This is a genomic window from Paenibacillus sp. FSL R7-0297 (assembly GCF_038009025.1).
GTDB lineage: Bacteria > Bacillota > Bacilli > Paenibacillales > Paenibacillaceae > Paenibacillus_AQ.
Genome location: NZ_JBBPAQ010000001.1, coordinates 5,530,455 through 5,554,955, shown reverse-complemented (window position 1 = coordinate 5,554,955; position 24,501 = coordinate 5,530,455). Strand labels below are relative to the sequence as shown.

Sequence of the window (24,501 nt, the reverse complement as noted above, 5' to 3'; positions counted from 1 at the left end):
TAAAAAGATGGAGGAATTTACCATGGACAATCAAACCGTATCCAAACCGGGGTTTGCGCGCGTTGTTATGTTGGCCGCGTTTCTGCTTGCGCTTGTGCATCAGTACCTGTTCTACGGCAAGATGCCCGGAATCTCTTACCCGATTTTTGTAGTGCTGTTCTACGCGTTTATGTTCTATTTCGGCAAGGAGAAGCTGCGTAAGCACAACTGGTTCAGCTATATGTGGATGGGTTCAGTCTTCCTTTTGTCGCTGACGTACGCACTGTTTGGCAACTGGTTTTTCTTCGGACTTAATTTTCTTGTCATTCCGGCGGTGATTCTATTACATATGACTTATATGCTCAGTTACCGCCTGCCCTCCTGGGGCGGCTTCGGGCTGATCGGAGCGGCTTTGGAGCATTTCTTCCCCCAGAGCCTGCGCCACTGGAACACAGCGGTGAAGCTGTTACGCCGTAGCCAGGGCGGGGTGTCTAATGCACGCAAGCAGGTTCTTATCCGTATTGTGATCGGGCTGCTGATTTCCGTTCCGCTGCTGCTGATCGTCACCTCGCTTCTCTCCACGGCGGATGGGGTATTCAACCGGCTGCTGTCAGAGCTCCCGGGTTACTTTGACAATATCTCCTTTGGCGAATGGATCAGCAGGGCGTTGTGGATTATCCTGCTTGGCCTCGGGATGTTCGGCTTTGTGTGGGGGTTCATTGACAGTAAGTCCTATATCCGGACCTATCCGCCTGGCGGGCTGGATACTCTGACAGAGCGCGATGTGAACGAACCGGAAGAGGAAAGCATCGGCGTTGATGATCCGATCATCATTACTACGGTTCTGGCGGTGATCAATGCCGTATACATGCTGTTTGTGAGCGTGCAATTCTCGTATTTGTTCGGAGCCTGGGAAGGCATTCTGCCGGATGGCAAGACGTATGCGGATTATGCGCGGAGCGGATTCTTTGAGCTGATTCTGGTGACAGCGATCAATTTCGCTATTCTGCTGCTCTCCTTGCTGGCGGTGCGCAAAGCAGGCGGCGGGCTAAAGCGGGTAATTCAGATTCTGCTCTATATTCTGGTTCTGTGCTCCATGGTCATGCTCTACTCTGCATACGCCCGGCTGACATTGTATGAAGAGGCGTATGGCTATACCTATATCCGCTTTCTGGTGCATGCTTTCATGATCTTCCTCGGACTGCTGCTTGTTCTGGCTGCGGTGCGGATCAGCCGGGCAGAATTCCCGTTGCTTAAGTGTTACATCGTGCTTGGTTTGCTTTCTTATGTGCTGATGAACTATATCGGGATGGATCATATTATCGCCAGGCAGAATATTCAGCGGTACGCCGCAAGCGGCACCCTGGATGCCAATTATCTGGCCGGACTGTCCGCGGATGTGGTTCCGGAGCTAATTGAGTTCAGCAAGCAGGAGAAAGGTATTCTTGACGAAGCGCTGCACAGCCGTTTGTCTGACCGGTCAGAGCCGCTGAAGAGCTGGCCATCCTTCAATCTAGCCAAATTCCAGGAGCGTAAGGAACTGGAACAATATTTTGAGAAGGGCGTTGCACACTAATATGGGGATAAAACGGATAGTATTTATTCTGATTGCGGTGATCATTGCGGGTTTCGGTGTCTATCAATTCTCGGCATATTCCGAAAAGCTGACGCCTTCCACAGACCTTGCCCGCGAAGCGATCGGCGGTGTGAACCTGCATGACCATATTAATGACAGTCACCTGCTTAAGCAGTTAGGCAGCCCGTTAAGTAAAGAGGATAATGAGCTGTATGATTACTATCACTGGAAGGACGGTCTTGTCACAGCCTCAGTTCATTCCGGCCCGGATGAAGGAATGATCAAGCGGATCAAGATCACAGCCATAGATAATAACCGCTCAGATGACCCGCTCCATACGGCCTTGGGCATCGGACTGGGAGACAGCAAACAAAGTGTGCTTGACCTGTATGGAAGCAAATATTACAAAAGCAATGAGCAGACCGCAGATATTATCGGATATATTGATCATAAACAAGGAGTAACTTTGGAATTCTGGTGTTCTCCGGATGCTACAGTAAGTGAAATCCGTCTGGACGACGCCGATATGAAGTAACGCCGGTTCGCCCTTTGCCCTGGAGCTGTGGTACAGTTTGAACATAAGATTGACTTTACACGGCGGGAGAGGAAGAACTGCATGAATTCGATAGTAAATCCGGAGGCGGTACGCAGTCTTGCGGAGCAGAATAATCTTACGGCAATGTTCAGCAGCGTCGCAATTGCCCAGATGGAGCTTCGGCGCTACAGCGACGGGGACGCAGTGTGTTCAGTGGGCGACCGGCTGGAGAGCATGTTCATTCTGGTGCAGGGCAAGCTGAAGATTCACACCCTGCTGCCTAACGGCAAATCAATGCTGGTCCGGTTCGCCAGGCCGATGTCGGTAATCGGGGATGTGGAGCTGCTGCGCCAGTATCCGGTCAAGAATGAGGTGGTATCGGTGGGGGACAGCCTGCTGTTGGTGGCCGGAAGGAAGCTGCTGCTAAAAGAGTTCGAAGACAATACGGTGCTGCTGCGCTTCCTCGTCGGGGAGCTGAGCCATAAGCTGTATACGCTGGGCCAGACCTCGGCCATGAATGTGCTGTATCCGGTGGAGAACCGCTTTGCCAGCTACCTGATGTCACTCTTCTCGGACAACACCGGCGCTCAGCGCGTGGAGGAGATCCGCACCTCCAGCCTGACAGAGACTGCCGATCTGCTGGGTACAAGCTATCGGCATCTGAACCGGGTGGTGCGCCGCCTGATCGAAGAAGGGATCATCGAACGCAGGCGCGGCCGGCTGATCGTGCTGGACGAAGAGAGGCTGGCCATGCTGGCGAACGGGAATTTGTATGAATGAACCTGAGTGAACTCTAGTGAGACTGAGCAAACCTGGGTGAATGACAGCAGCCTACTTACATAGCTATAGAAGTTAAACGGATAGAGTACTCTTCCAGAACCGTCATCTCCTGCCTTTGGTCGGGGTGGCGGTTTTTTGTGTTTTTTATGTAAATATGGAGATTATGTTCTTGCATACAGGAATCCCGCTGAATCCCCCGGAAGCCGGGCCAAAGGAGAGTCAAATGTATGCGAAAAACCGAACACGATGTGCGGCCATGAAGGTACCCGGGTCAAATGTATGCGGAAAACCGAATACAATGGGCTGCTATGGAGGTAACCGGGGCAAATGTATGCGGAAAACCGAATACAATGGGCTGCTATGGAGGTAACCGGGGCAAATGTAAGCGAAAAACCGAACACAATGGGCTGCCATGGAGGTAACTGGGCCAAATGTAAGCGAAAAACCGAATACAATCGGAGCGGTGCTGCCATGGAGGTATGTTTCTGTAATTCATCATTCTTACAGCCTTGCCTGCATGTTTCAGCGAATGCTCAGCTTCATTTCAGATTGGTTTAAGGATTGGAACGTAAGATACAGACAAGAGGAAAAGATTAGTAACACGCTTAAGGAGGGACGGGCCAGCAGCAGACGTATGGAGCGCACATGCAGGTGGATACACGTAGGATACATAGTCTACAAGCCCCTAGGGGCAGGGGGTATGCAATATAGCTTACATATGGAGTGGAGGAAATTACTATGTTCAGCAGAATTAGAGGAATACGCGCCAAAATCATGTCCGGCTTCGCCGCTGTGATTATCGTGTTCATTATCGCAATTGCGGGCAGCACCTTATTTCAAGGTAAGGTGACCATGCTTACAGAACAGATCAACCGTAACTACAGCAAGCTGTCGCTGGTGCAGGGGTTAACCGATGATATCCGTACGGCAGATGGGCTGGCGGCGAGGTATGTCATGAGCAATACGGATGAGGAAAGAACGGCCAATCTGACTGCTTATGAAGCGATGATCCCGCAGATTACGGCGGCGGCTGAACAACTGAAGGATGCGGGCCTGAACGAAGCTGAGCTTGCGGGAATTACGAATCTGGAGAGTGAATGGGGCAATTATCTGGCCGTGCTGGAGGAAGCTTTTGCCTTAGCCAAAGACGGCAATTTCCCGGAAGCACAAAAGTCGTTTACAACGCTCTCTCTGGATACCATTATCGATTCACAGCTTGTATTTGAGACTATGCTGCATGAAGAAATTGCGAAGGAGCAGAGTCAGGCGGCTACCCACCGCAGCTCGTCTATGGTTACGAGTATGGGAGTCACGGGACTATCTGTCCTGCTGGCTGTGCTGATCGCGTTCGTGATGTCGGCACGGATTCTGAAGCCACTGAGTGATGTGAACAAGCAGCTCAAAGAGATTGCAGACGGCGATGCCGATCTGACCCGCAAGCTGAGTGTGCGGACGAAGGATGAGATCGGTGATCTGGCCCTGAATTTCAATAAAATGACCGATAATCTGGCGGCGATGATCGGCCAGGTGAATGCTTCTGCCAGCGGCCTCGCCGCTTCTTCGGTCAAGCTGACCGCTGATAGCGGAATGACTGCTGAAGCGACTGAGAAGATTGCCGGGATTATGGGCGAAGTTGCCACCGGCACGAGCCGGCAGATGAATGATCTGCAGACCAACATGAATACGATTATTGAAATGTCAGCCGGGATTCAGCAGATTGCTGCCAGTGTGCAGGATATTTCGGAAGCCTCGCTGCGCTCTGCCGAATATGCGGTTGCCGGAGATCAATCGCTGCAATCCGCCGGCCGTCAGATGGATTCCATCAACGAATCCATTCAGTCCCTCTCTCAGCAGGTCATAGGCTTCGTGAAGCGGTCACAGGAAATTGGCAGCATTGTCGGAGTGATCAAGGGGATTGCTTCGGAGACGAATATGCTGGCGCTGAATGCGACAATCGAAGCGGCGCGGGCCGGAGAGCAGGGCAGAGGGTTTGCGGTAGTGGCCGATCAGGTGCGCAGACTGGCCGAACAGTCAGCTGAATCCGCCAATCGGATTGCCGAGATGGCGGCCGGAATCCAGTCAGATGCCGACCATGCAGTGAAGATGATGAAGAACAGCATGAACGAAGTGCAAAGCGGAACTAATATCATTGAAGAGGCCGGACATTCCTTCCATGAAATCCGCAGCTCGGTTGATTCGCTGGCCGGACAGGTTCAGGAGGTATCCGGAGCCGTGGAAGAAATCACGGCGGCAACGGAGGAAATCGTAGACTCCATCCGCATGGTTACGCAGATCTCGGAGACCACTGCGGCGAATACGCAGCAGGTATCCGCTGCATCGCAGGAGCAGATGGCTTCGGTGGAGCAAATTGCCTCCTCAGCCAGCGCACTGAACAGGCTGGCGCAAGGTCTGCAGGGCCTGGTGGCACGGTTCAACGTGTAGATTAACTGGCCGTCAGCTTATTTTCAGCTTGATTATGCATAATAATTAAGAATTCTCTCCCAGAGAATAGATCTTAACCCCCTGCCAGAGACGGCGGGGGGCTTTGCACTCAGCGGGTAGAAGCGATCATAATCATACCTGCCCGATGGACGAATATACTATTTTGCCATCTTTCTCCGGTAGGCTTCCTCAAGAATTTGATGTAACCCTTCACTCCGTCTATGAATGAATGTTTCCCAGAACAGCCTGCCTTTCTCACTTAATTCTTGATCGGTGTAGCTGCCTTCTTCAAATTTCCCCCAGCAGCCATCTGCGGTAAGCTTGTCCCATCCCATATAGTCTGCGTACAACCGGTTATCAGCAGGGATGTTGGAGCCCATAGATTTCGTCTGGACAAGTTCAGGGCAGAGCCACATGGCGGTGCACACCGACAATAACCCGGCATGCATTTCATCTACCTCGTCCAAACCAGCTTGCGTCGCTGCTTCTGTCCAGGCATTAGGAGTGTTGTGATTCGGGGCGATCAAGAGAAGCTCAGGGTATTTGTAATTGATATGCTTAACAAAGGCGGCTTCCCAGTACGCTCCACCATGTCCATTGCAAACTACAAACTTGGTAAATCCCTGTCTTGCTAAATTAGTAATCATATCTTCTATCATTGCGGTCAAAATATTCGGGCTGACCGTTACCGTTCCCTTACAGTTGGCATGTTCTTCTGAAGTGTTAAATGGAAGGGTAGGCAGAACGTAGGTATTTAATGCCTTTCCATAGGATTCAGCATACAATTCTGCAATTAATGTATCCAAATGCATGGGAAGGAACGGACCGAATTGTTCGGTTGCACCAACGGATATAATAACAGTATCAATTCCGCTGGCTGCAACTTCGGTCGTTGTATTTTTATAACTAAGCATAATAACCTCCTGATCATTTGGCCATTTAATTATCCCGTAGAAATTACTTATACCTTCATATATTGTCTATACAGCTCCTCAAAAGTATCATAGCGTTCGACTGACCGGCCTGTCAGGTTATATTCTTCCAGATATTCATCCATCGCCTGCAGAAATTGCTCCTTAAATCCATCAAGCTGATCGGCATCGAAGTGTTGCATTAAATCAAACCTCCGGGTTCCCCGCGACTCCGTCATTTCATCCAGGAACTGCTGTGCTCCCATTGCGGTATAGAAGGCATAGGATTGGTCCTTCATTTCGGCGCTTGCAATAACCTTATGGCGGTAATTACACCATAGCTCCTCATAGGTGCCCGCCAGATTATCGTAGGCCGGTACAGGCGGGACTACATATTTTTGATATAGAGTTTTGTACAGATTGTGGATGCTTCTTAGAAGGGTATAGGTTGTGCTTCGTATGTCATCCATCGTCTTGGCATGAATCACATCCATATATATCCTTTCAAAATCCTCAGGAATATACCGGTAGGCGGCAATTTCCTCCAGATATCGCTTAAGCCCTCTTTTAAAATACGTATTATTCAAATTAGTCAGTGCACAGACCAGATTGTAGACCACCTCGCATGAAGCCAGCCTGACGGTCCCGAGATCCTCAGCAAGCATGGCATTCGCGTACTCCTGCTTGGCACTGTCGATCCACTTCTTCGCTCTGCCGATGCATTCGCTCCCGATAGGCTTAGCTAAAGTGTCCAGCGCCCGCTGTCTGTACGCATTGAATTTCTCCATATATTCCGGTTTGGCACAATAGAGCACCTGTAAATCTATCAGACTGGAGGTCATCGGACTCTCAAGCGCAGCCTGCTCTTCAATCCGGGTCTCCCATGGAGTGCAATAGATATCGTATCCGACATCCCCCAGTATGAAGCAGGAAGAGATGCCCCAGCCCTGATGGTTGTTATTGATAATAATTAGATCCAGATCGCTTTTGTCATGGAAATCTCCCGTACGAAAAGAGCCCGTAAGCCCGATCAATGCAATCTCCTCCGGATAATCCCGCTTGGCCCGCTCAATAACCATGTTAATGAGCTTCTCATTTTTGTGGAATAGTTCCTGCTGGTCAGCTTTATTCATGTGTAGTTCCTCCTTGGCCCGCGCCTTGTCTATTCATTGTATAGGCATCTTGCCTGCGGGGGTATGCCGACTTTAATTAAGATTAATCTCTCCTGGTGTTGGTCAGAGGAAGGACTCAAGTCAACTTCACTTAATTCGCTGCATAAAAATATGAAATCCGTATTTATGCACATACTAATCATAGAATACGCCATCGACCTAAATCTAGTGATATCTTATATTATTACCATAATTAGCTAGTTCGTAGCCATTCTCCGGGTTCGGTCGTTTCACTTGCGCTTGCGGAGAGGGCTGATCTGGCTGATTGCAACCTAATCTTCACAGCAGGGAAGGCAGGGGGAATCAAGGAGGCGAGGAGTATAAGGAGAGGGGATATTTTTGAAAGCGCATACTTTAAGGCCGCATCATAAAATTATAGGAGGTGGTTGGCAGATGATTACCAGACACAAGGCTTCTGTGAAAAGGACATTCCTGCTGTACAGTCTGATTCTTGCGCTATGTGTGGGCCAGTTGGCGTTATTCCCGGCAGTGGGGGCAGCGGCAGGCAATCTGGCTCAAGGCAAGACGATTACCGCTAGCTCGGTCGGTGATGTGTATGTGGCAGCGAACGCCAATGACAGCAACCAGGGGACGTATTGGGAGAGTGCCAGCAATGCTTTTCCGCAATGGATCAAGGTCGATCTAGGCTCCAACAGCAGCGTCAATCAGGTTGTACTCAAGCTGCCGTCAGCCTGGGAAGCAAGAATACAGACATTGTCCGTTCAAGGCAGTACGGAGGATGCTTCTTACAGCAACTTGGCTGCATCAGCGGCCTACAGCTTCAATCCTTCCAGCGGCTCTAACACAGTCACAGTTAATTTCACTGCTGCAACAGCCCGTTATATTAAAATAACCTTCACGGCCAACACCGGCTGGCCTGCTGCGCAGCTATCCGAACTCGAGGTGTACGGAACTGCGGTTTCTACACCGGGAACTTATGAAGCGGAAGCTGCCGCCTTGTCTGGCGGGGCCAAAACCAACACAGATCACACCGGCTATACCGGGTCGGCGTTTGTTGATGGTTATCTTGCCCAAGGAGCAGCGACAACGTTCACCGTTTCGGCTGCATCTGCTGGCAATTACAGCGCAGCGCTGCGGTATGCCAATGCCTCCGGCAGCACCAGGACGCTGAGTGTCTATGTGAACGGTATCAAGATCAAGCAGACCTCGCTTGCTAATCTGGCCAACTGGGATACCTGGTCTACACAGGCAGAAATCCTGGCGTTAAATGCCGGAATTAACACGATTGCCTACAAATACGATGCGTCCGACTCCGGCAACGTGAATCTGGATCAGCTGGTCCTGACCGTCTCAGCGGCACCGACCGCTACAGCTACACCCGTTTCGACGGTGGCACCAACGATAGCCCCGACTGCCACACCGGTGCCAACGGCAACAGTAGCACCAACGGCTTCTCCTACAGTAGCACCAACGGCCACGCCGGCTCCAACCCCAACTGTCACACCAACGCCTTCGCCAACTGCCTCGCCGACGGCCTCGCCAAGCGCGGGTCCTGGCTCGAACCTGGCAATCGGCAAAGCGGTTAATGCCTCATCTTCAGTCTTTACATTTGTACCCGCTAACGCCAATGACGGAGATGTGACTACGTACTGGGAAGGAGCGGGCGGAAGCTATCCGAATACACTGACTGTGAACCTTGGCGCGAACGCCAATGTAACCTCGGTAATTGTGAAGCTCAATCCGGCTGCGGCCTGGGCTACCCGTACCCAAACCATTCAGGTACTGGGTCATAACCAGTCTACAGGAACCTTCACGAGTCTGGTGCCGGCCACGGTGTATACCTTTAACCCGGCCAGCGGCAACTCCGTGACCATTCCAGTCACAGCAACGGCCAGCGAGCTGCAGCTGAAATTCACCGCGAACTCCGGTTCAAGCGCCGGACAAGTAGCTGAATTTCAGATCATCGGCACACCGGCTGCGAATCCGGATCTGATGGTAACGGCAATGTCCTGGAGCCCTTCCGCTCCGGTAGAGACCGATGTCATCACGCTGAATGCTACCGTCAAGAATACCGGGTCTGCTTCAGCGGCAACAACAAACGTCAGCTTCTATCTAGGTACCACGCTTGCCGGGACAGCATCAGTCGGTGCACTGGCTGCAGGTGCTTCGGCCACAGTATCGCTGAACATCGGTGCCAAAGATGCCGCAACCTATGCATTAACTGCAAAGGTAGACGAGAACAACACCGTCATTGAGCTGAATGAAGGGAATAACAGCTACTCGAATCCCGCATCGCTTACCGTAAATCCCGTATCCAGCTCGGATCTGATCGCTTCTCCGGTCAGCTGGTCGCCGGGGAATCCGGCTGGCGGGAATACGGTGAGCTTCTCCGTTGCTATTAAGAATCAGGGAACGGCAGCCTCGGCCAGTGGTGCACATAACATCACATTGACTTTGACTGATGCGACCACCGGTGCGGTAATCAAAACGCTGACCGGTGCTTATAACGGTGTCATTGCCAGCGGAAGCACTACAGCCCCGGTTACTCTTGGAACCTGGACCGCAGCGAACGGGAAGTATAATGTAAAAACTGAAATTGCCGCAGACGCGAATGAACTGGCAGTGAAACGGGCCAACAACATCCAGAATCATTCGCTGTACATCGGACGCGGGGCCAATATGCCTTATGACATGTATGAAGCGGAGGACGGGGTTGTCGGGGGCGGAGCGGTCAAGCTGAATCCGAACCGCAATATCGGCGATCTTGCCGGTGAAGCCTCGGGCAGAAGAGCAGTCACATTGAACACAACGGGCAGCTATGTTGAATTCACCACCAAAGCCAGCACCAACACGCTTGTTACCCGTTTCTCGATTCCGGACTCGGCAAGCGGTGACGGAACAACCGCTACACTTAATATCTATGTGAACGGCGTATTCAACAAAGCCATCACGCTGAACTCCAAATACGCCTGGCTGTATGGCTCAGAGATCAGCCCGGGCAATTCGCCAAGCGCCGGCTCTCCGCGCCACATTTATGATGAAGCGAATATTATGTTCGACAGCACTATTCCGGCGGGCAGCACAATCAGACTTCAGAAGGACGCAGCCAACACTTCACAGTATGCAATTGACTTCGTCAGCCTGGAGCAGGTAGCGCCGATCGCCAATCCGGACCCGGCCAAATATACGGTTCCGCTTGGTTTCACGCACCAGGACGTGCAGAATGCGATTGATAAGGTCCGTATGGATACGACTGGTAACCTCACAGGTGTATATCTTCAGGCCGGATCGTATGAAACCTCGAACAAGTTCCAGGTTTATGGCAAAGCGATTAAAATTGTCGGAGCCGGACCCTGGTATACGCGGTTCTATGCGCCGGTCAACCAGTCCAATACGGATGTTGGCTTCAGGGCTGCCGATTCAGCGAATGGATCAACCTTCTCAGGTTTTGCCTATTTCGGCAACTATACCTCACGCATTGACGGTCCCGGCAAAGTGTTCGACTTCTCCAATGTAGCGAACATTACGATCGACAACATCTGGACCGAACATCAGGTATGTATGTACTGGGGGGCGAATACCGACTACATGGTGATCCGAAACTCCCGTATCCGTAACACCTTCGCCGATGGCATTAATATGACCAACGGCAGCACGAACAACCTCGTGTCCAACAACGAAGCCCGGGCTACCGGAGATGACAGCTTCGCGCTGTTCTCGGCAATCGATTCTGGCGGCTCGGACATGAAGGACAATGTATACGAGAATCTGACCTCAATCCTGACCTGGCGTGCAGCCGGTGTAGCCGTCTATGGAGGTTACGCCAACACCTTCCGCAACATCTATATTGCGGATACACTCTGCTATTCGGGGATTACGATCAGCTCACTGGACTTCGGGTATGCCATGAACGGCTTCGGCGCATCGCCGACTACGAATTTCCAGAACATCTCAGTCGTCCGGGCGGGCGGACATTTCTGGGGCTCACAGACCTTCCCGGCTATCTGGGTATTCTCCGCCTCTAAGGTGTTCCAGGGCATCCGCGTCAGTGATGTGGATATCATTGATCCGACCTATCACGGGATTATGTTCCAGACCAACTATGTCGGCAATTCGCCGCAATTCCCTGTAGCGGACACGATTTTTACGAATGTCACGATATCCGGCGCGCAAAAGAGCGGCGATGCCTTCGACTCCAAGTCCGGAGTCGGTATCTGGGCCAACGAATCGGCTGAACCCGGCCAAGGCCCGGCGGTAGGTAACGTTGTCTTCAACAACTTGAAGATCCTGAACACTGTAACGCCTATTAAAAATACCACGTCAACGTTTACGATTACGGTGAATCCGTAGGCTGAATAGTATAGCTGATTATTGTATGGCTGAATACTACCCAGCTGCAATATGCTAAGCTGCATAATATTCAGCATGCTGCAAGAACCGCCTCCCGTGTGTCTGGGGGGCGGTTATTTGATGTAAGGAGAGTATGGGTCTACTGTTGCATCATCTTGATAGTATGATTCAGTTATGAGCCCATTTACTTTGGATGCGAAATTATTCCAGTGAGTATCATATCCAACATTATAGTTCCAGCCGCTTGACCGGAGCTTCTCAGCTAAATAAATATAATCAGCTCGTTGCTTATCGGTTAGGCTAACTGCCAAGGTTTCGTCACCAACCTTGAACTGTTTCAAGTAATCATGCAGCTTCCAAAGAACAGCATCCTTATCGTCACCCTCCATTCCTATGTGTAAGATAACTGAATCTATTGCATCATCTAATTTCTGCGTAACTAAGGGTTCGTTAATCCAGTCTTCTCTTCTCATACATTCCCTCCTCTGATTTTTACCATAATACCACATATCGGAATTCGCCTGGTTGCCGGAAATCCTGCATAATCTACAACAATTGTCATGTTCATGTCCCCGCCAAGTCTTGGCATCAGCTTTTACCGGAAGTCTGCTGGGTAATATGGATAGAATGTCAGTCCAGCAGCAGCGGCACCATCCGCCAAATCGACAGATAGCCTACTGTAGCGATACAATGGATGTTACATCGTGCATGAAGATTAAGACAGGAATAGGGGAGGTATATATATGACGAAGCTGGTAGTCAATAATATTACAGAGCTGATCGGCGGAACGCCGGTGGTACGCTTGAACCGAATTACCGGACCGGAGGATGCGGAGCTGTATGTGAAGCTGGAGATGTTCAATCCCAGCGGCAGCGTTAAGGACCGGGCCGCGTATAATCTGATTCTGCAGGCGGAGCTGGACGGGCGGCTGCAGCCTGGCGGTACGATCATCGAGCCGACGAGCGGCAATACCGGCATCGGTCTGGCGATGAACGCGGCGGCGAAAGGATATAAGGCAATCCTGATCATGCCGGATAATATGACGAAGGAACGGATCAATATCCTGAAGGCCTACGGCGCGGAGGTTGTGCTGACGCCGGCGGCGGAGCGGATGCCGGGCGCAATTGCCAAGGCAGTAGAGCTGGGCAAGGAAATTGCCGGGAGCTTCATCCCTCAGCAGTTCGAGAACAAGGCGAATCCGGACATCCACCGCATCACCACCGCTCCGGAAATTTTGGAGCAGATGGAAGGCCGGCTGGACGTATTCGTTGCTACATCTGGAACAGGCGGCACGATTACCGGCACAGGAGAGGCGCTGCGTGAGCAGCTGCCGGAGCTCCGCGTGGTTGTCGTGGAGCCTCAAGGCTCACCAGTGCTCTCCGGCGGCAAGCCCGGACCGCATAAGCTGGTGGGCACCAGCCCCGGATTCGTGCCGGCGATTCTGAATACCGGCATCTATAATGAGATTGTGCAGGTATCCGATGAAGATGCACTGGATATGGTAAGGAGGTTGGCCAGTACCGAAGGGATCCTGATTGGTCCTTCCGGCGGAGCAGCAGTATGGACAGCCTTGCAGGAAGCCCGGCGCCACGGCCGCGGCAAGCGGGTGTTGTGCATTGCTCCCGATACTGGTGAACGATATCTTAGTATGGGGATATTCGAATAACCCACTGGAGGGGACCCTATGAATCGCGTGAAGAGAAGTTCCCGGCACCGGCTGAAAGCTGCCGGATTGATGATTCTTACGGCGGCGCTAATCTCAAGCTTGTCCGGCTGTTCGCGGCCGGGCGGTACCGACAATTCAGGCGGTGCAGAATCTTCGGCCATGCCATCACCTCCGGTGGCGCAGAGTCCGTCGCCTGTCCCGCAGCAGACCGCCGTCCCGCAAACGGCGGACCCTACTGCAGCCGCCGCGGGTACCGAGTCGCCTGCCCTGGCGGCATTCCTCGATCCCGCCAAGCTGCAGCCTGTATTCGGCTTCGCCGACGAGACCGGGAGTCATATGCTTGTGACCTCGCAGGAAGAGGGAAGCGGGGAGCAGATGGAATCCCTGAATACCGCTATCGGCAACGGAGGCCAGGTGCTGGCTGTGAAGTTCGAGAAGCGGCAAGCGGGGAGTGAGAACAGCAATGGCCGGGAGCTGGCGAATAATTTCGCTAATCTGGCCGGATTTGTCTACACGATAGAGAGCGGCGCTGCGAAGCCGGATGAAACCTATTATCTGGCTGATTCCGCCCTCTTCCCTCCGGCTGCCTTGCTGGAGCTTCAACCGGCTGACCCGGCTGCTCCGCAGCTTGCCGCCGGAGATCCCGTGCGCAAGAGCATAGCTGCCGTTAAGCACCGGGAGATTCAGTCCGCCTGGAAGCTGGCTGATCTGGCCCAGAATAGGGAGCTGTATCTGATTCAATTCACAAGGCAGGATAAGGATATGCTGTTCAGTCTTGTCCTGAATGAAGACGGTAAGCTCAGCTTCATGGATTATCCTGCGGTTATTGAGAACGATGAATATTCGGTCTGGCGTGTCGATGACGGCGGGGAGATGCGGCCGGAGATGTTCTCGTTATTGTTTGCTGCACAGTCGGCAGACGGATTGCTGCTTGGCCTGAACTGGTGGGGAGCGGAGGGTGTGAACTCCTTTTTCCTGCTGCAGCAAGGCAATGCCTTCAAAGAACTGGAGATCCAGTACGGCCGGTACACTTCTCCTATATAAGGCGGGATATAGATTCTTAATGATGACAAAGGCTCCCCGTCACCTTTTGGTGACAGAGGAGCCTTTGACGGTTATAACAGGAGGATTAGACTTCGTATCATAGATGATCCTTCTATTGTCCGCTGGTGCGGAGTCGTCCTTATTGGCGGCACTGCCTTTTCCGCTTGGCTTAAATGCCTTCATCACAGGCCGGAACAGGATATACCCCAGCAGCCCGCCGAAGGTATTCAGAATGAGATCGTCCACATCAAAGGTTCCGATGTAGAATACCGCCTGCGCACATTCAAGCACCGCACTTAATGCCAAAGAGCGCAGCAGGACACCGGTGAAGGAGCCGCCGCCTTTTCCATTCGGGGACAGTAGCACAAGGAATATGCCATAAGGGATAAACAAGGCAATATTTCCCGCGAAATTAAGCATGGTAGTAGGTGTGAGATGATGATACGTATTGGACAGGGTAGCGAGCGGAACAAAGTTTCCTGTGCGCAGACTGCCGGCAATGTTATCCGGGCTGCGCTGCAGCTGCTGCCAGAGAAAGCTGAAGTTAATCGAACCAAACTTGAATAAGATGATTTTGAATAGTACATAGATGTATACGGCGAAAAGTGCCTGCAACCCGTATATTCTCAGTTTGTATGCCGGATTCATTCCGCATCACCGCCTTCTCTAGGTTATATTGTTATATGGCCTGGCTGTTATGGATATACCGTCATAATTACGCCGTCGATATTATTGCCCGAGAACTCGACATGCCGGCCTTCAGGGGTAGGAACCGGAGTATTTCCAGAGACCGCTATATAGGAAATCTGATATTCTGTATCGTTAACGGTAGCGGTAATCGTCTCCTGCTGCTTCAGATAATCCAGGTATTCTTCCAGGGTGAAATGCTTATCCCGCATAATGATGCTGTGCGGCAGGCCGACATAACGGAAATGCCAAGGCTCATACTGGATGCCGGTAATATCCGTCTTATCTTCAGGATAGCGCAGGATAAATCCGTAATCCCAGGCGTTGTTACGAAGCCATTGCCCTTCCGGAGCCTGGCTCATCGCCATCTGCGAGGAGCCGATATCAAGTGACAAGCCCAGGTTATGCTCGCTATGGCCCGGTGGAAGGGCATATTCGGCTCCCTTCTCCTCATAGAGCTGCTTCTGCTCCGAGTTGTTCCGGTATCCGCTGCTGATCAGGAAATTCTGGACACCCTGCCCGGCTGCAGCTCCTATCATAATCGAGAACTGCTCCGCTACCTGCTCGGAGAGCATCGTCTTGTTGTCCAGCAGACCATAGCCTTCGGTCAGCTCCTGATGCTCAGACAGATTCACAATATCTTTACTGACTCCCGGTTTATGTACAGGGTATTCTTTGTTGACGAGCAGCAGATTGCCCTGATGAACCCTGCTTTTAGGGATAACCGTCAGATTCTTGGAGCCGTGGTCCGTAAGGACTTGAACGATTGGGGTGTCCTGTCCGGGGACAACAGCTTCTCTGCCTTGGTGCACCCACTCCAATCCAAGCAAACCGGCAAGAACAACCCAAAAAAACCACTTCTTCATTTCATCTTCCTCCTTGGACTCTATGTCTATAAGAATAGGGAAGTGAATTTAAAAAGAAGTGGGGTAAAGATAAAGTTTTTCTTAAAATATTAAAATGCAAAGGCATTTCCGCGTAAAATAATTGAATTTAAATCTCTACTTGAGCAGACCCGGCAGCCGCACCTCAAAGAGAGTGCGGATCGTGTCACTCTGGACAGAGATCGTGCCGTGGTGCTGCTCGACGATATTTTTGGCAATGAACAGGCCCAGTCCGGTACTGCCCTCCTGATGGGTCCGCGCCCGGTCGCCGGTGTAGAACATATCGAAGAGAAAGGGAAGCTCCTCCTCGGGGATGCTATCCCCATAGTTGATCACCTGGACGAGCGCATTCTCTCCCTCCGGGTTGCAGCGGATATCGACATACTGGCCGTCTTTGCCATAACGTACGGCATTGGTCAACAGGTTCTCGAACACCCGGGCCAGCAGCTCGCCGTCCCCGGATATTCTCATCTGCGGAGCCAGCGCAAGGCGGGCAGTCAGCCCGTTGTTCTCCAGCACAGGATACAGCTCATCGTTCAGCTGGACGAGCAGCTCGCTTAGATCAAGCGGAAGCTTCTGGACGGTCAGCATGCCGTAATTCATCCGGGTAATCTCAAACAGCTCATCAATCAGCTTCTCAAGCCGCTGCGATTTGGTGTAGGCAATCGTTGTGTAATGCTTAACCTGATCGGCGCTTAACTGCCCGTCCTTCAGCACCAGATCCAGATAACCCAGCACGGAGGTCAGCGGTGTCCGCAGATCATGAGCCAGATTGAGCACGAGCTTGTCCTTGCTGTTCTCGGCGAAATCCCCGCGTTCTACAGCCTGCTGCAGCTTATCTTTGGCCAGATTCAAATCGGCGGCAATATCCTCGAACTCATCGCTGGATGTTATGCTGATGCGGCTCTTGAAATCGCCGTTCGCCAGAAGGCGGATATGCTGGGAGATCTCTTTGAAATAACGGGCATAAGGCTTGGTGAACAGGAAGAAGAACAGCAGCGCCAGCGGGATGAAGAAGATCAGGAAGAAATTGAGGTCGCCAAATTCAGCGATCATCCAGCGGTAACGGGCCAGCGTGTCCTCATACTTAACCTGTGAGGTATAGTACATTTGCAGGCTTTTATATAGCACAAAAGTAACAGCGCCCGAGCAGGCCATACTCAGCATCAACAGAAAGATCATTTTGAAGCGGAAGCTGCGGAACAGATTAGCCATTGAATGTGTACCCTACCCCCCAGATCGTTTTGATCCACATATTTTTGGTCTGTTCTTCGCCAAGTTTCTTCCGCAGGGTGCGGATATGAACCATGACCGTGTTCCCACCCTCATAATAGGCTTCACCCCAGACCTGCCGGAAGAGATGCTCTGCACTAAACACCTTCTTGGGATAGCTGGCCAGCAGATAGAGGATATCGAATTCCTTCGGCGTCAGCTCAACCGATTGTCCGTACAGCGTCACCGACCGGCGGTCCGGATCAATGATCAGACCTCCTGTTTCCAGCACTGCCTTTTGCTCCGTAACCGGCTGATTCAGCTGAGTGGACCGGCGAAGCTGCGCATTCACTCTGGCGACCAGCTCCATAGGGTTGAACGGCTTGGTCATATAATCGTCGGCGCCGATGACAAGTCCGGTGATTTTATCCAGGTCCGAAGTCTTGGCGCTCAAAAAAATAATCGGCAGCCCGTGCTTCTCCCGGATTTGCCGGGTCACCTCATACCCGTCCATGCCGGGCATCATAATATCCAATACCGCCAGATCAATATGCTGGGATTGGACCGCCTGCACAGCCGCTGATCCGCTTGTAACCTTGATGGGGTGATAGCCCTCTTTTTCCAGATGCAGTCCGATCAGCTCAGCAATTTCCGCATCGTCATCGGCGATAAGAATCGTAATACGTTTCATTTCGTTGTCTCTCCTGTATAGTCAGCATGAAATCATACTTGATTGTGCTTTGATCCTAGTGTACCCTATCGGATATGGTTTCGCGACCTGCTATGATAAGAAGATTGAGTTCCATCTTTGATGATTTTATATTTTAAATACTTAATTTTGTAACATTTACTTGCGGGCATAGCCCGAAAGAGTCATGCCGGGGAAGTCCCGGTAATGATAAAGTTATCTTCAGTATTAGGGAGGCGACTGCGACGTATACCCGAATTAAAGTGCTCATTCTGCTGATTCCAACACTTATGGTCGGCATCTGGGAGTTTGTGCGGCATCAGTTCCTGATGCAGTACATCTCCATGGACATGGGAAACTACTTAACTCCGGTGCTTGTCTTTCTGTTCAGTATCGTTCTGCTCCTGCCGCTCTTCCGGATGCTTGAACGGAGCCAGCGGGAGCTGGAACGGGAGCGGGCGGCAACTACGGCGATGGAAGCGCGTGAGCTGCTGGCCAAGGAGCTGCATGACGGGATGGCACAGTCGCTGTTTCTGCTCTCCGTGCGGATTGACCGCCTGGAACAGAACCGCAAAGACGGAGAGATCAGCGCAGAGAGCGTGAATCAGATCAAGAAAACAGTGCACGAAGTCAACCGCTATGTGCGCCAGGCCATTGCCAATCTGAAGGTGCCGGTCAGCGGCAAAGAGAGCTTCTCCCTGGAGCGGTCCATTCAAGAGCAGCTTGCCGGAATAGCCGGGGAAGTGATGATTGAGGTATCACTGGACTGGCATCTGGACGAGCAGGCGCTAACGGCAGCGGAACAGGCTGAGCTGTTGTCCTGCATCCGCGAGGCCATTATTAACGTGCGCAAGCATACGCGTGCAGGTAAAGTATCTGTCTCCGGCCAAGGCGATAGGCTGAATTGGAACGTGGATGTTGCCGATAACGGCGCCGGATTCGTGCATGCCGATCCTTTTGCGGTGAGTGGAAGTTATGGTCTTCAGATTATGAGAGAACGGGCACGCAGCATGGGCTGGAAGCTTAACTTACAATCCGGTTCTGCCGGAACAGTGGTAGAGATTTCGAAAGGGGGGACGACGGATGGAACGCTGCCGGGTGCTGATCGTAGATGACCATGCGCATGCTCGTGAAGCGATGAGTGAGATTGTGGCGCTGGATGAACGTTTCGATGTGATCGGCGCTGTTGCGAGCGGGGCGGAGGCGATTGTCTGGACGGGGCAATGGATGCCGGACCTGATTCTGATTGACATCGAGATGCCGGGAATGGACGGCCTGGAGACTACGCGGCGCATTAAGCTGGAATATCCCTATGTCAAAATCGTCATCGTCACCGTATCGGATGAGATCTCCTATCTGTTCGAAGCGCTCAAGCAGGGGGCGCAGGGGTATCTCCTGAAGAATCTGGCACCGTCTACCTGGATTGAGTATTTACTGGCTATTGTAAGTGAGGAGGTTCCGCTGAGCCGGGAGCTGGCTTTTCAGATTCTGAAAGAGTTAGCCGTGACCTCCGTCAAGGAAGAGCGGGAGGCATTAACGGCGAGGGAGAAGGAAATACTGGGCTGTGTATCTTCCGGGTCAACGAATAGGGAGATTGCGGCCACCCTCGGGATCTCTGAGCACACCGTCAAAAACCACCTCAAAAACATTCTCCAGAAGCTCCAGCTCCAGAACCGCACGCAGCTCACCCGGTATGCCATGGAGCAGGGACTGGCTTCGCGGGAACGGGATTTTCCGGGGAAAAGATAGAGCTTTGCAGAAGGATGATTAGACTACATAAGAGAGAAGGGGAGATCCCATTGAACAGACTTTTCCGTAAAATAGCAGCCCTGGCCGTACCTGCGGCCGCAGCACTAATGGTATTCGCAGCCGTAGCTAGTGCGCATGTAACCGTCAGCCCAGCACAATCGAGTGCAGGTGCCTGGGAGACTTACACGCTCAAAGTACCCTCTGAGAAAGATATTGCTACAGTGCAGATCGATCTGCGCATCCCGGCAGGAGCTGCATTCAAGCAATATGAGGCTGCTCCCGGCTGGGACGTAACGGTGGCTGGCGACAAGGTCAGCTGGATCGCGAACGGAGACGGCATTCTGGCCGGACAGTTCCAGCGCTTCTACTTCACCGTCCAGAACCCGGCCGCCGCAGGCGATATCGCCTGGAATGCCTATCAGCATTATGCCGACGGCAGCGTGGTCCAGTGGTCCGGCGAAGAAGGCTCGGAATCCCCGCATTCCATCACAGCGATTGCCGAAGCTTCCGGCGAAGGCACCCACTCCCACGGCTCCATGGACATGGCGGATAACGGCACCATGACCATGGACGAGCATGAGGCGATTATGGAGGAAGAGGGGAACAGCTCCAGCGTGTCACCGATGCTGTACATTGCGCTCGGCATCTCGCTGCTGTCCTTCCTGCTGGCCGCTATTGCTTTGCTGCGGGGGAAGAAGGAGTAGGGCTGGAACCGGGCTACTGCCTGAAGTTCAGGTAAGAGGATTGAAGCAGGTATTTGTACGAGGAATATAGTAAGCATATCTGCTATACTGGCCAAACGACTGTTCTGGCGAATCGGAAACCCCGTGCTTGAGGTGAGTATCACCCTCAGGTGCGGGGTTCTTTGTGGTTTGAGGAATGCTGGGATGTGGGGGATGTGGGGGATGTGGGATGTGGGGATGTGAGAATGGGAGAATGCTGGGATGTGGGAATGCGTAATATGCTGGAATGCTAGGATGCTAGGATGCTGGAATGCTGGAATGCTGGAATGCTGGAATGCTGGAATGCTGGAATGCTGGAATGCTAGGGATGAGGGTGCAGGATGTGCTGATGTGCTTATGCGATGATCGGTTGCATTCCCGCTGACTGGTGCCCAGCGATTTTGTAAACAAACTTTATCTATGGATGCTCACGCACGCCGGTTGGGAACAACAGTTGGAAAAACAACACTTAATTCCGGGAAATTCCCTAACATACCGGGCGTAGTTGGAAAAACAACACTTAATTTTGCGGGATCAGGCAATTACCCGGTGTAGGGGCAGAATTAAGTGACATAAATCCAACTGTTCTTGCTGAAGCTCCAGAGCCGGGAGCAATAAGTGTTATAAATCCATCTGTTATCCGGGTGCGGCGGTTCTACGAGCGAAGCGGCTGCTAAATGACAGTTCACATGAGAACAATCTTTACGGATGAGTTACTGACACCTATTCCGGGTGTGTTCCACGAATTTCCACATGTAGCCTTACAACTTATCCACTAACGTATTCCAGGTCAGCTCAATAATCGCGGTCATTTTATTCGGTTCGTTGGATACATAGGTAACCACTGCGTTCTTATCCGGAAGCATAATTACATACTGGCCATACATTCCGTCGAGCCGGTAGGAGTTAGGATAGGAGTTCATCCACAGCTGATATCCGTAACCCTGGTGATAATCTGGGGTTGCAAAGTCAGGAGTGAAATCATCAGTCTTTATCTGGACGGAAGTTGCTTGCTCCACATAACCGGATGGAATGAGCTGTTGTCCGTTCCACGCGCCTTTATTCAGGAGCAGCTGTCCGAATCTGGATAAATACTCTGCGGTTAAGTGTAACCCCGAGAACCCTTGCGGGAATCCCAGTGGACATCTGTCCCACTCCGGCTTGGGAATATCAAGAGGGTGGAATATTTTCTCATACAGATAGTCGTCCAGGTTTGCTCCAGTAGTGCTGCTAATGATTCTGGAGAGCATGTAGGTGGCGGAATTATCATAGGTGAAATGAGTCCCAGGCTCAAAGACAACCGGCTCCTCAAAAAACAGCTCAGCAATATCCCATTTCTGCCCGCTTCTCCAATCCGCCTTATTCACCGGACATTCCGCATGCCCGGACCCCATACACAGCAAATGATGGATCGTGATCCTTTTCAGAAATTCCGTGTTATTACTGCAGGTATGGAAATAATCAGGGAAGAAATCTACTACACGGTCGTTGAGTTTGAAATACCCCTCATGAACGGCAATCCCCACAGCCATGGAAGTAAAGGTTTTGCTTGCAGAGTATAGTAGGTGCGGCTGTTCCTCCTCAAAATCATGCCTGGCCATCAGCTCACCGTTCTGTCTGACCACCACATTCAAAACGCGCAGATTCTGCTTGTTCACCAATGCTACCAATTCGTCTAATAGTACAGTGTTCATTGTTTCGCCTCCGTAAGCCACAAAGTTAAGACTATTTGGAATTTGCCTAGTCTTACTATAGCTGGATATGTATTATACTGTAAGTGATATTGGTATGAGTGTAATAACTAACAAGACCCGATGTATTGTGGACGCTTGCGGAGGTGGATATATGGCTGCGAACTTCAATGTAATTACTTTTACCAAAAGGATAATTGATTTAAGCTGGCTACTCAAAGTCCTTCAAGGAAGAGGTTACGATGCTAATATTAATCAGATTGAATCTATCGGAAATTGGGAGTTCAACGATTTAATAAACCACCCGCAGGATGTTGAGATTGCAGAAGTCCTAGAGCTTCTTGAGAAAGGCCGAATTTTACTGATATTTGGTGAAATCCAGTCTTTTAAATTTGTAGTGATGTTAAGTAAAACTGATACCATCTATGAAACAAGAGTGTCTTTGGATACAAAATACATAGAATACTTAGATAGCGATACGCTTAATGATGTTACCCGGCCTATTTATGATGAAATTTCGAATGTACTGTTATCTTCCGAAATGGTGAATAAGTTACTTGTTTCTGCATTAGGTGTCGAGGTAGTTGTGGACTACGATGAGGATTTTAATAAGATGTATCTTGATAGCCATAATGTGGTGAGATGGGTTTTTGGAACGCAGGAGGGTGCAGGTAAACGTGATCTTATGGGTTACACGCGGGTAGCTGCTGGTGTTTGGGATAGAAATATTCAAGTATGACGACATAATGATGTAGAAGTTATATGGCGGGGAGATATCAAATGTCAGTATACTTTATGGACAATATTTTTCAGGAAAATGATATTGAACCTATGAAATGATCTTTAAAGAGATTAGAGAAAATTATTGGATTTTAAAAGGAGTTCCTTATTTTGAAGATGAACGGTAGTTGTTCTTTCACAATACGTAATGAAGCTTTAGATTTTGATTACATTACTAAAAGATTAGCATTTAAACCAAATTCAATCCTGAAAAAGGGGCAGGCCATCAGAAAAGAAGCAGTGACTCAGGCTCCCTTTGATATTTGGCGATATGAAGTAATAATATCTGAAGAAGTTGAACCGGAAGAAGCACTACAGCTTTTACCGAATGATCTAACTCCCAACTTTAAAGAAATTAATGAGTTAACAAGTCTTTATAAAGATGTTGGAATTGATTGTTACTTGAGATCGGGTTATGGCCAAATGGGCTTGCAGCTTACGACTGAAATGATGAAGAAAATATCGATTTTAGGATTAGGGCTTAATATACATATTCTTTCCTTTGGTGGGGTTGAAGAGGATGACTAGTACGAAACGGGAAAGGATAGGGGATTCATGTCAATCTCAGCCTCTATAAATATAAGTTTAAGCAATCATAGTCGTGAAAGCTTATCGTTACCGGATTTGTTTCAAAACTTTGAAAATGAAGGTTGGACATACGTAAAAAGTAATGGTGAGATTACTATACTGCCTTTGGGTGATGATGATTATAATTGGACATCTAGTGTACTTAATAGAGACAGCTTCTTCGATATCTTGAAAAAAAAGCAGGATCAAAAAGAGATTATTGGAATTGAGTTAATGCGGGTAGATTCTGAAGTTGGATGTGAGTTACTAATCTTTAATACAAATCAAATGATGTTTAGTTTATCAATAGCAAGAAAGAAAATTAATGCAAAAGATGATATAGATATTACTGATTTTAGTTGGTATTTGGAACGTGTTTTGCCTGTTTTAAAGAATTTACAAGTGGAACAAATAAGCTGTGAACAATTTTAGTAAGGAGTTTTTATTCTGGTTCTGATTGAGAGTGCTTAGAGAGGCGATAATTATACGATTCCATATAAATTAACTCAATATGAAGGGCTGATATAATATCTTTAAGATGGAGTTAACATTTGAGAAGCCGTTGGAAAGTATACCTGAAACAGAATACTTAATACCTGATTTAGAACTTGATGATGAAGTGGCTATTCTAATGTGTATATGCACAGCATTTGAAATTTCACAATCTGTATCTTTCGTTGTTGGTGGTTTTGGGCAAGATAATTGGCCTGTTGATTGTAGAACGGATCTATGTACTGTAATTGAACAAGTCCCTGATATATTAGGGAAAACAAGAGCGGGTATATACTCCTTTGAATTAGATTTCTACGAACAGGGAATTGAGAGACGGCTCCTATTCAAGGAGGATACAAATCTTGTTAAGGTCACTTGCATTAGTCGTACTAAATGGGAACCTCATCCAAGTTCAGTGTTTATGGAAAAGACCGTAGTTTCCAAAATATTTGAAGAGATTTATAGCGATTTTTGGGATTTAAGCGCTGTGTTGTGTAAGGGCATTACATGAAAACTTCATCCTAATTGAAAAATACCAAGCAATAGAAGATTCAATGTAGCTTATGATTTTTAATATATGATAAGGTGCTTATTTGAGAAACAGAACAGATC

Annotated in this window: 22 protein-coding genes; 14 read left to right on the top strand and 8 right to left on the bottom strand. The window is 50.2% G+C overall.

Features of this window, described 5'->3' with window-relative positions:
• The first annotated feature begins 22 nt into the window (after positions 1-22).
• The 4 genes from MKZ24_RS24435 to MKZ24_RS24420 all read left to right on the top strand — a co-directional run bounded on the left by MKZ24_RS24435 (position 23) and on the right by MKZ24_RS24420 (position 5,312).
• The gene (locus MKZ24_RS24435; protein ID WP_340787638.1) at positions 23-1,555 is read left to right on the top strand and encodes a DUF4153 domain-containing protein; all 1,533 of its coding nucleotides are present in this window, start codon (positions 23-25) and stop codon (positions 1,553-1,555) included.
• Position 1,556: 1 nt separating this feature from the next.
• The gene (locus tag MKZ24_RS24430) at positions 1,557-2,090 is read left to right on the top strand and encodes a hypothetical protein (protein WP_340787635.1); all 534 of its coding nucleotides are present in this window, start codon (positions 1,557-1,559) and stop codon (positions 2,088-2,090) included.
• An 81-nt stretch (positions 2,091-2,171) separates the two neighbouring features.
• Entirely contained in the window at positions 2,172-2,870 is a 699-nt protein-coding gene (locus MKZ24_RS24425) for a Crp/Fnr family transcriptional regulator (RefSeq protein ID WP_340787633.1), read from the top strand.
• A 738-nt stretch (positions 2,871-3,608) separates the two neighbouring features.
• Positions 3,609-5,312, top strand: a complete 1,704-nt coding sequence (locus MKZ24_RS24420) for a methyl-accepting chemotaxis protein (protein WP_340787630.1) — start codon at positions 3,609-3,611, stop codon at positions 5,310-5,312.
• Positions 5,313-5,470: 158 nt separating this feature from the next.
• Here the strand turns inward: MKZ24_RS24420 and MKZ24_RS24415 are convergent, their stop codons facing one another.
• Both MKZ24_RS24415 and MKZ24_RS24410 read right to left on the bottom strand, forming a co-directional pair.
• Positions 5,471-6,226 carry a creatininase family protein gene (locus MKZ24_RS24415; RefSeq protein ID WP_340787627.1) on the bottom strand — a complete coding sequence of 252 codons (756 nt, stop codon included), beginning with the start codon at positions 6,224-6,226 and terminating at the stop codon, positions 5,471-5,473.
• Between the two features lie 47 nt (positions 6,227-6,273).
• Positions 6,274-7,356, bottom strand: a complete 1,083-nt coding sequence (locus tag MKZ24_RS24410; protein WP_042235479.1) for a nucleotidyltransferase domain-containing protein — start codon at positions 7,354-7,356, stop codon at positions 6,274-6,276.
• A gap of 432 nt (positions 7,357-7,788) precedes the next feature.
• Between MKZ24_RS24410 and MKZ24_RS24405 the strand changes: the two genes are divergently transcribed.
• Entirely contained in the window at positions 7,789-11,706 is a 3,918-nt protein-coding gene (locus tag MKZ24_RS24405) for a galactose-binding domain-containing protein (protein ID WP_340787624.1), read from the top strand.
• Between the two features lie 113 nt (positions 11,707-11,819).
• Here the strand turns inward: MKZ24_RS24405 and MKZ24_RS24400 are convergent, their stop codons facing one another.
• Positions 11,820-12,179 (bottom strand): hypothetical protein, encoded by a 360-nt coding sequence (locus MKZ24_RS24400; protein ID WP_042235481.1) that lies wholly within the window; start codon positions 12,177-12,179, stop codon positions 11,820-11,822.
• 270 nt (positions 12,180-12,449) lie between these two features.
• Between MKZ24_RS24400 and cysK the strand changes: the two genes are divergently transcribed.
• Together cysK and MKZ24_RS24390 are read left to right on the top strand one after the other, a co-directional pair.
• On the top strand, positions 12,450-13,373 hold the full coding sequence (cysK, locus tag MKZ24_RS24395; protein WP_042235483.1) for a cysteine synthase A: 924 nt from the start codon (positions 12,450-12,452) through the stop codon (positions 13,371-13,373).
• Positions 13,374-13,391: 18 nt separating this feature from the next.
• Complete coding sequence (locus MKZ24_RS24390; RefSeq protein WP_340787620.1) at positions 13,392-14,417, top strand: hypothetical protein; 1,026 nt, start codon at positions 13,392-13,394, stop codon at positions 14,415-14,417.
• Between the two features lie 39 nt (positions 14,418-14,456).
• Here the strand turns inward: MKZ24_RS24390 and MKZ24_RS24385 are convergent, their stop codons facing one another.
• The 4 genes from MKZ24_RS24385 to MKZ24_RS24370 all read right to left on the bottom strand — a co-directional run bounded on the left by MKZ24_RS24385 (position 14,457) and on the right by MKZ24_RS24370 (position 17,891).
• A complete protein-coding gene (locus MKZ24_RS24385) occupies positions 14,457-15,065 on the bottom strand; it encodes a VanZ family protein (protein WP_340787616.1) in 609 nt (202 codons plus the stop codon).
• A gap of 47 nt (positions 15,066-15,112) precedes the next feature.
• Positions 15,113-15,970, bottom strand: coding sequence for a M15 family metallopeptidase (locus MKZ24_RS24380; RefSeq protein ID WP_340787613.1), 858 nt, complete (start codon positions 15,968-15,970; stop codon positions 15,113-15,115).
• A gap of 135 nt (positions 15,971-16,105) precedes the next feature.
• Complete coding sequence (locus MKZ24_RS24375; protein ID WP_042235488.1) at positions 16,106-17,203, bottom strand: HAMP domain-containing sensor histidine kinase; 1,098 nt, start codon at positions 17,201-17,203, stop codon at positions 16,106-16,108.
• The gene (locus MKZ24_RS24370) at positions 17,196-17,891 is read right to left on the bottom strand and encodes a response regulator transcription factor (RefSeq protein ID WP_042235491.1); all 696 of its coding nucleotides are present in this window, start codon (positions 17,889-17,891) and stop codon (positions 17,196-17,198) included. The genes MKZ24_RS24375 and MKZ24_RS24370 overlap by 8 nt, the downstream gene beginning before the upstream one ends.
• 287 nt (positions 17,892-18,178) lie before the next feature.
• Here MKZ24_RS24370 and MKZ24_RS24365 point away from each other — a divergent pair, with 287 nt between their 5' ends.
• From MKZ24_RS24365 to MKZ24_RS24355, 3 genes are read left to right on the top strand one after another with little or no spacing between them, the layout of a single operon-like run.
• Positions 18,179-19,003, top strand: coding sequence for a sensor histidine kinase (locus MKZ24_RS24365; RefSeq protein WP_042242331.1), 825 nt, complete (start codon positions 18,179-18,181; stop codon positions 19,001-19,003).
• The gene (locus tag MKZ24_RS24360; RefSeq protein WP_340787606.1) at positions 18,972-19,637 is read left to right on the top strand and encodes a response regulator transcription factor; all 666 of its coding nucleotides are present in this window, start codon (positions 18,972-18,974) and stop codon (positions 19,635-19,637) included. The genes MKZ24_RS24365 and MKZ24_RS24360 overlap by 32 nt, the downstream gene beginning before the upstream one ends.
• Positions 19,638-19,687: 50 nt before the next feature.
• Positions 19,688-20,341, top strand: a complete 654-nt coding sequence (locus MKZ24_RS24355) for a YcnI family protein (protein WP_340787600.1) — start codon at positions 19,688-19,690, stop codon at positions 20,339-20,341.
• 779 nt (positions 20,342-21,120) lie between these two features.
• Here the strand turns inward: MKZ24_RS24355 and MKZ24_RS24350 are convergent.
• Positions 21,121-22,053, bottom strand: coding sequence for a serine hydrolase domain-containing protein (locus MKZ24_RS24350; RefSeq protein ID WP_340787598.1), 933 nt, complete (start codon positions 22,051-22,053; stop codon positions 21,121-21,123).
• Between the two features lie 151 nt (positions 22,054-22,204).
• Here MKZ24_RS24350 and MKZ24_RS24345 point away from each other — a divergent pair, with 151 nt between their 5' ends.
• From MKZ24_RS24345 to MKZ24_RS24330, 4 genes are all read left to right on the top strand, one after another.
• Positions 22,205-22,789 (top strand): hypothetical protein, encoded by a 585-nt coding sequence (locus MKZ24_RS24345; RefSeq protein ID WP_340787595.1) that lies wholly within the window; start codon positions 22,205-22,207, stop codon positions 22,787-22,789.
• A 158-nt stretch (positions 22,790-22,947) separates the two neighbouring features.
• Positions 22,948-23,358: a DUF4279 domain-containing protein gene (locus MKZ24_RS24340; protein WP_340790213.1), complete on the top strand. Its 411-nt coding sequence runs from the start codon at positions 22,948-22,950 to the stop codon at positions 23,356-23,358.
• 27 nt (positions 23,359-23,385) lie between these two features.
• Positions 23,386-23,829 (top strand): hypothetical protein, encoded by a 444-nt coding sequence (locus MKZ24_RS24335; RefSeq protein ID WP_042235500.1) that lies wholly within the window; start codon positions 23,386-23,388, stop codon positions 23,827-23,829.
• A gap of 106 nt (positions 23,830-23,935) precedes the next feature.
• Positions 23,936-24,400: a hypothetical protein gene (locus MKZ24_RS24330; protein WP_052416304.1), complete on the top strand. Its 465-nt coding sequence runs from the start codon at positions 23,936-23,938 to the stop codon at positions 24,398-24,400.
• Positions 24,401-24,501 lie beyond the last annotated feature (101 nt).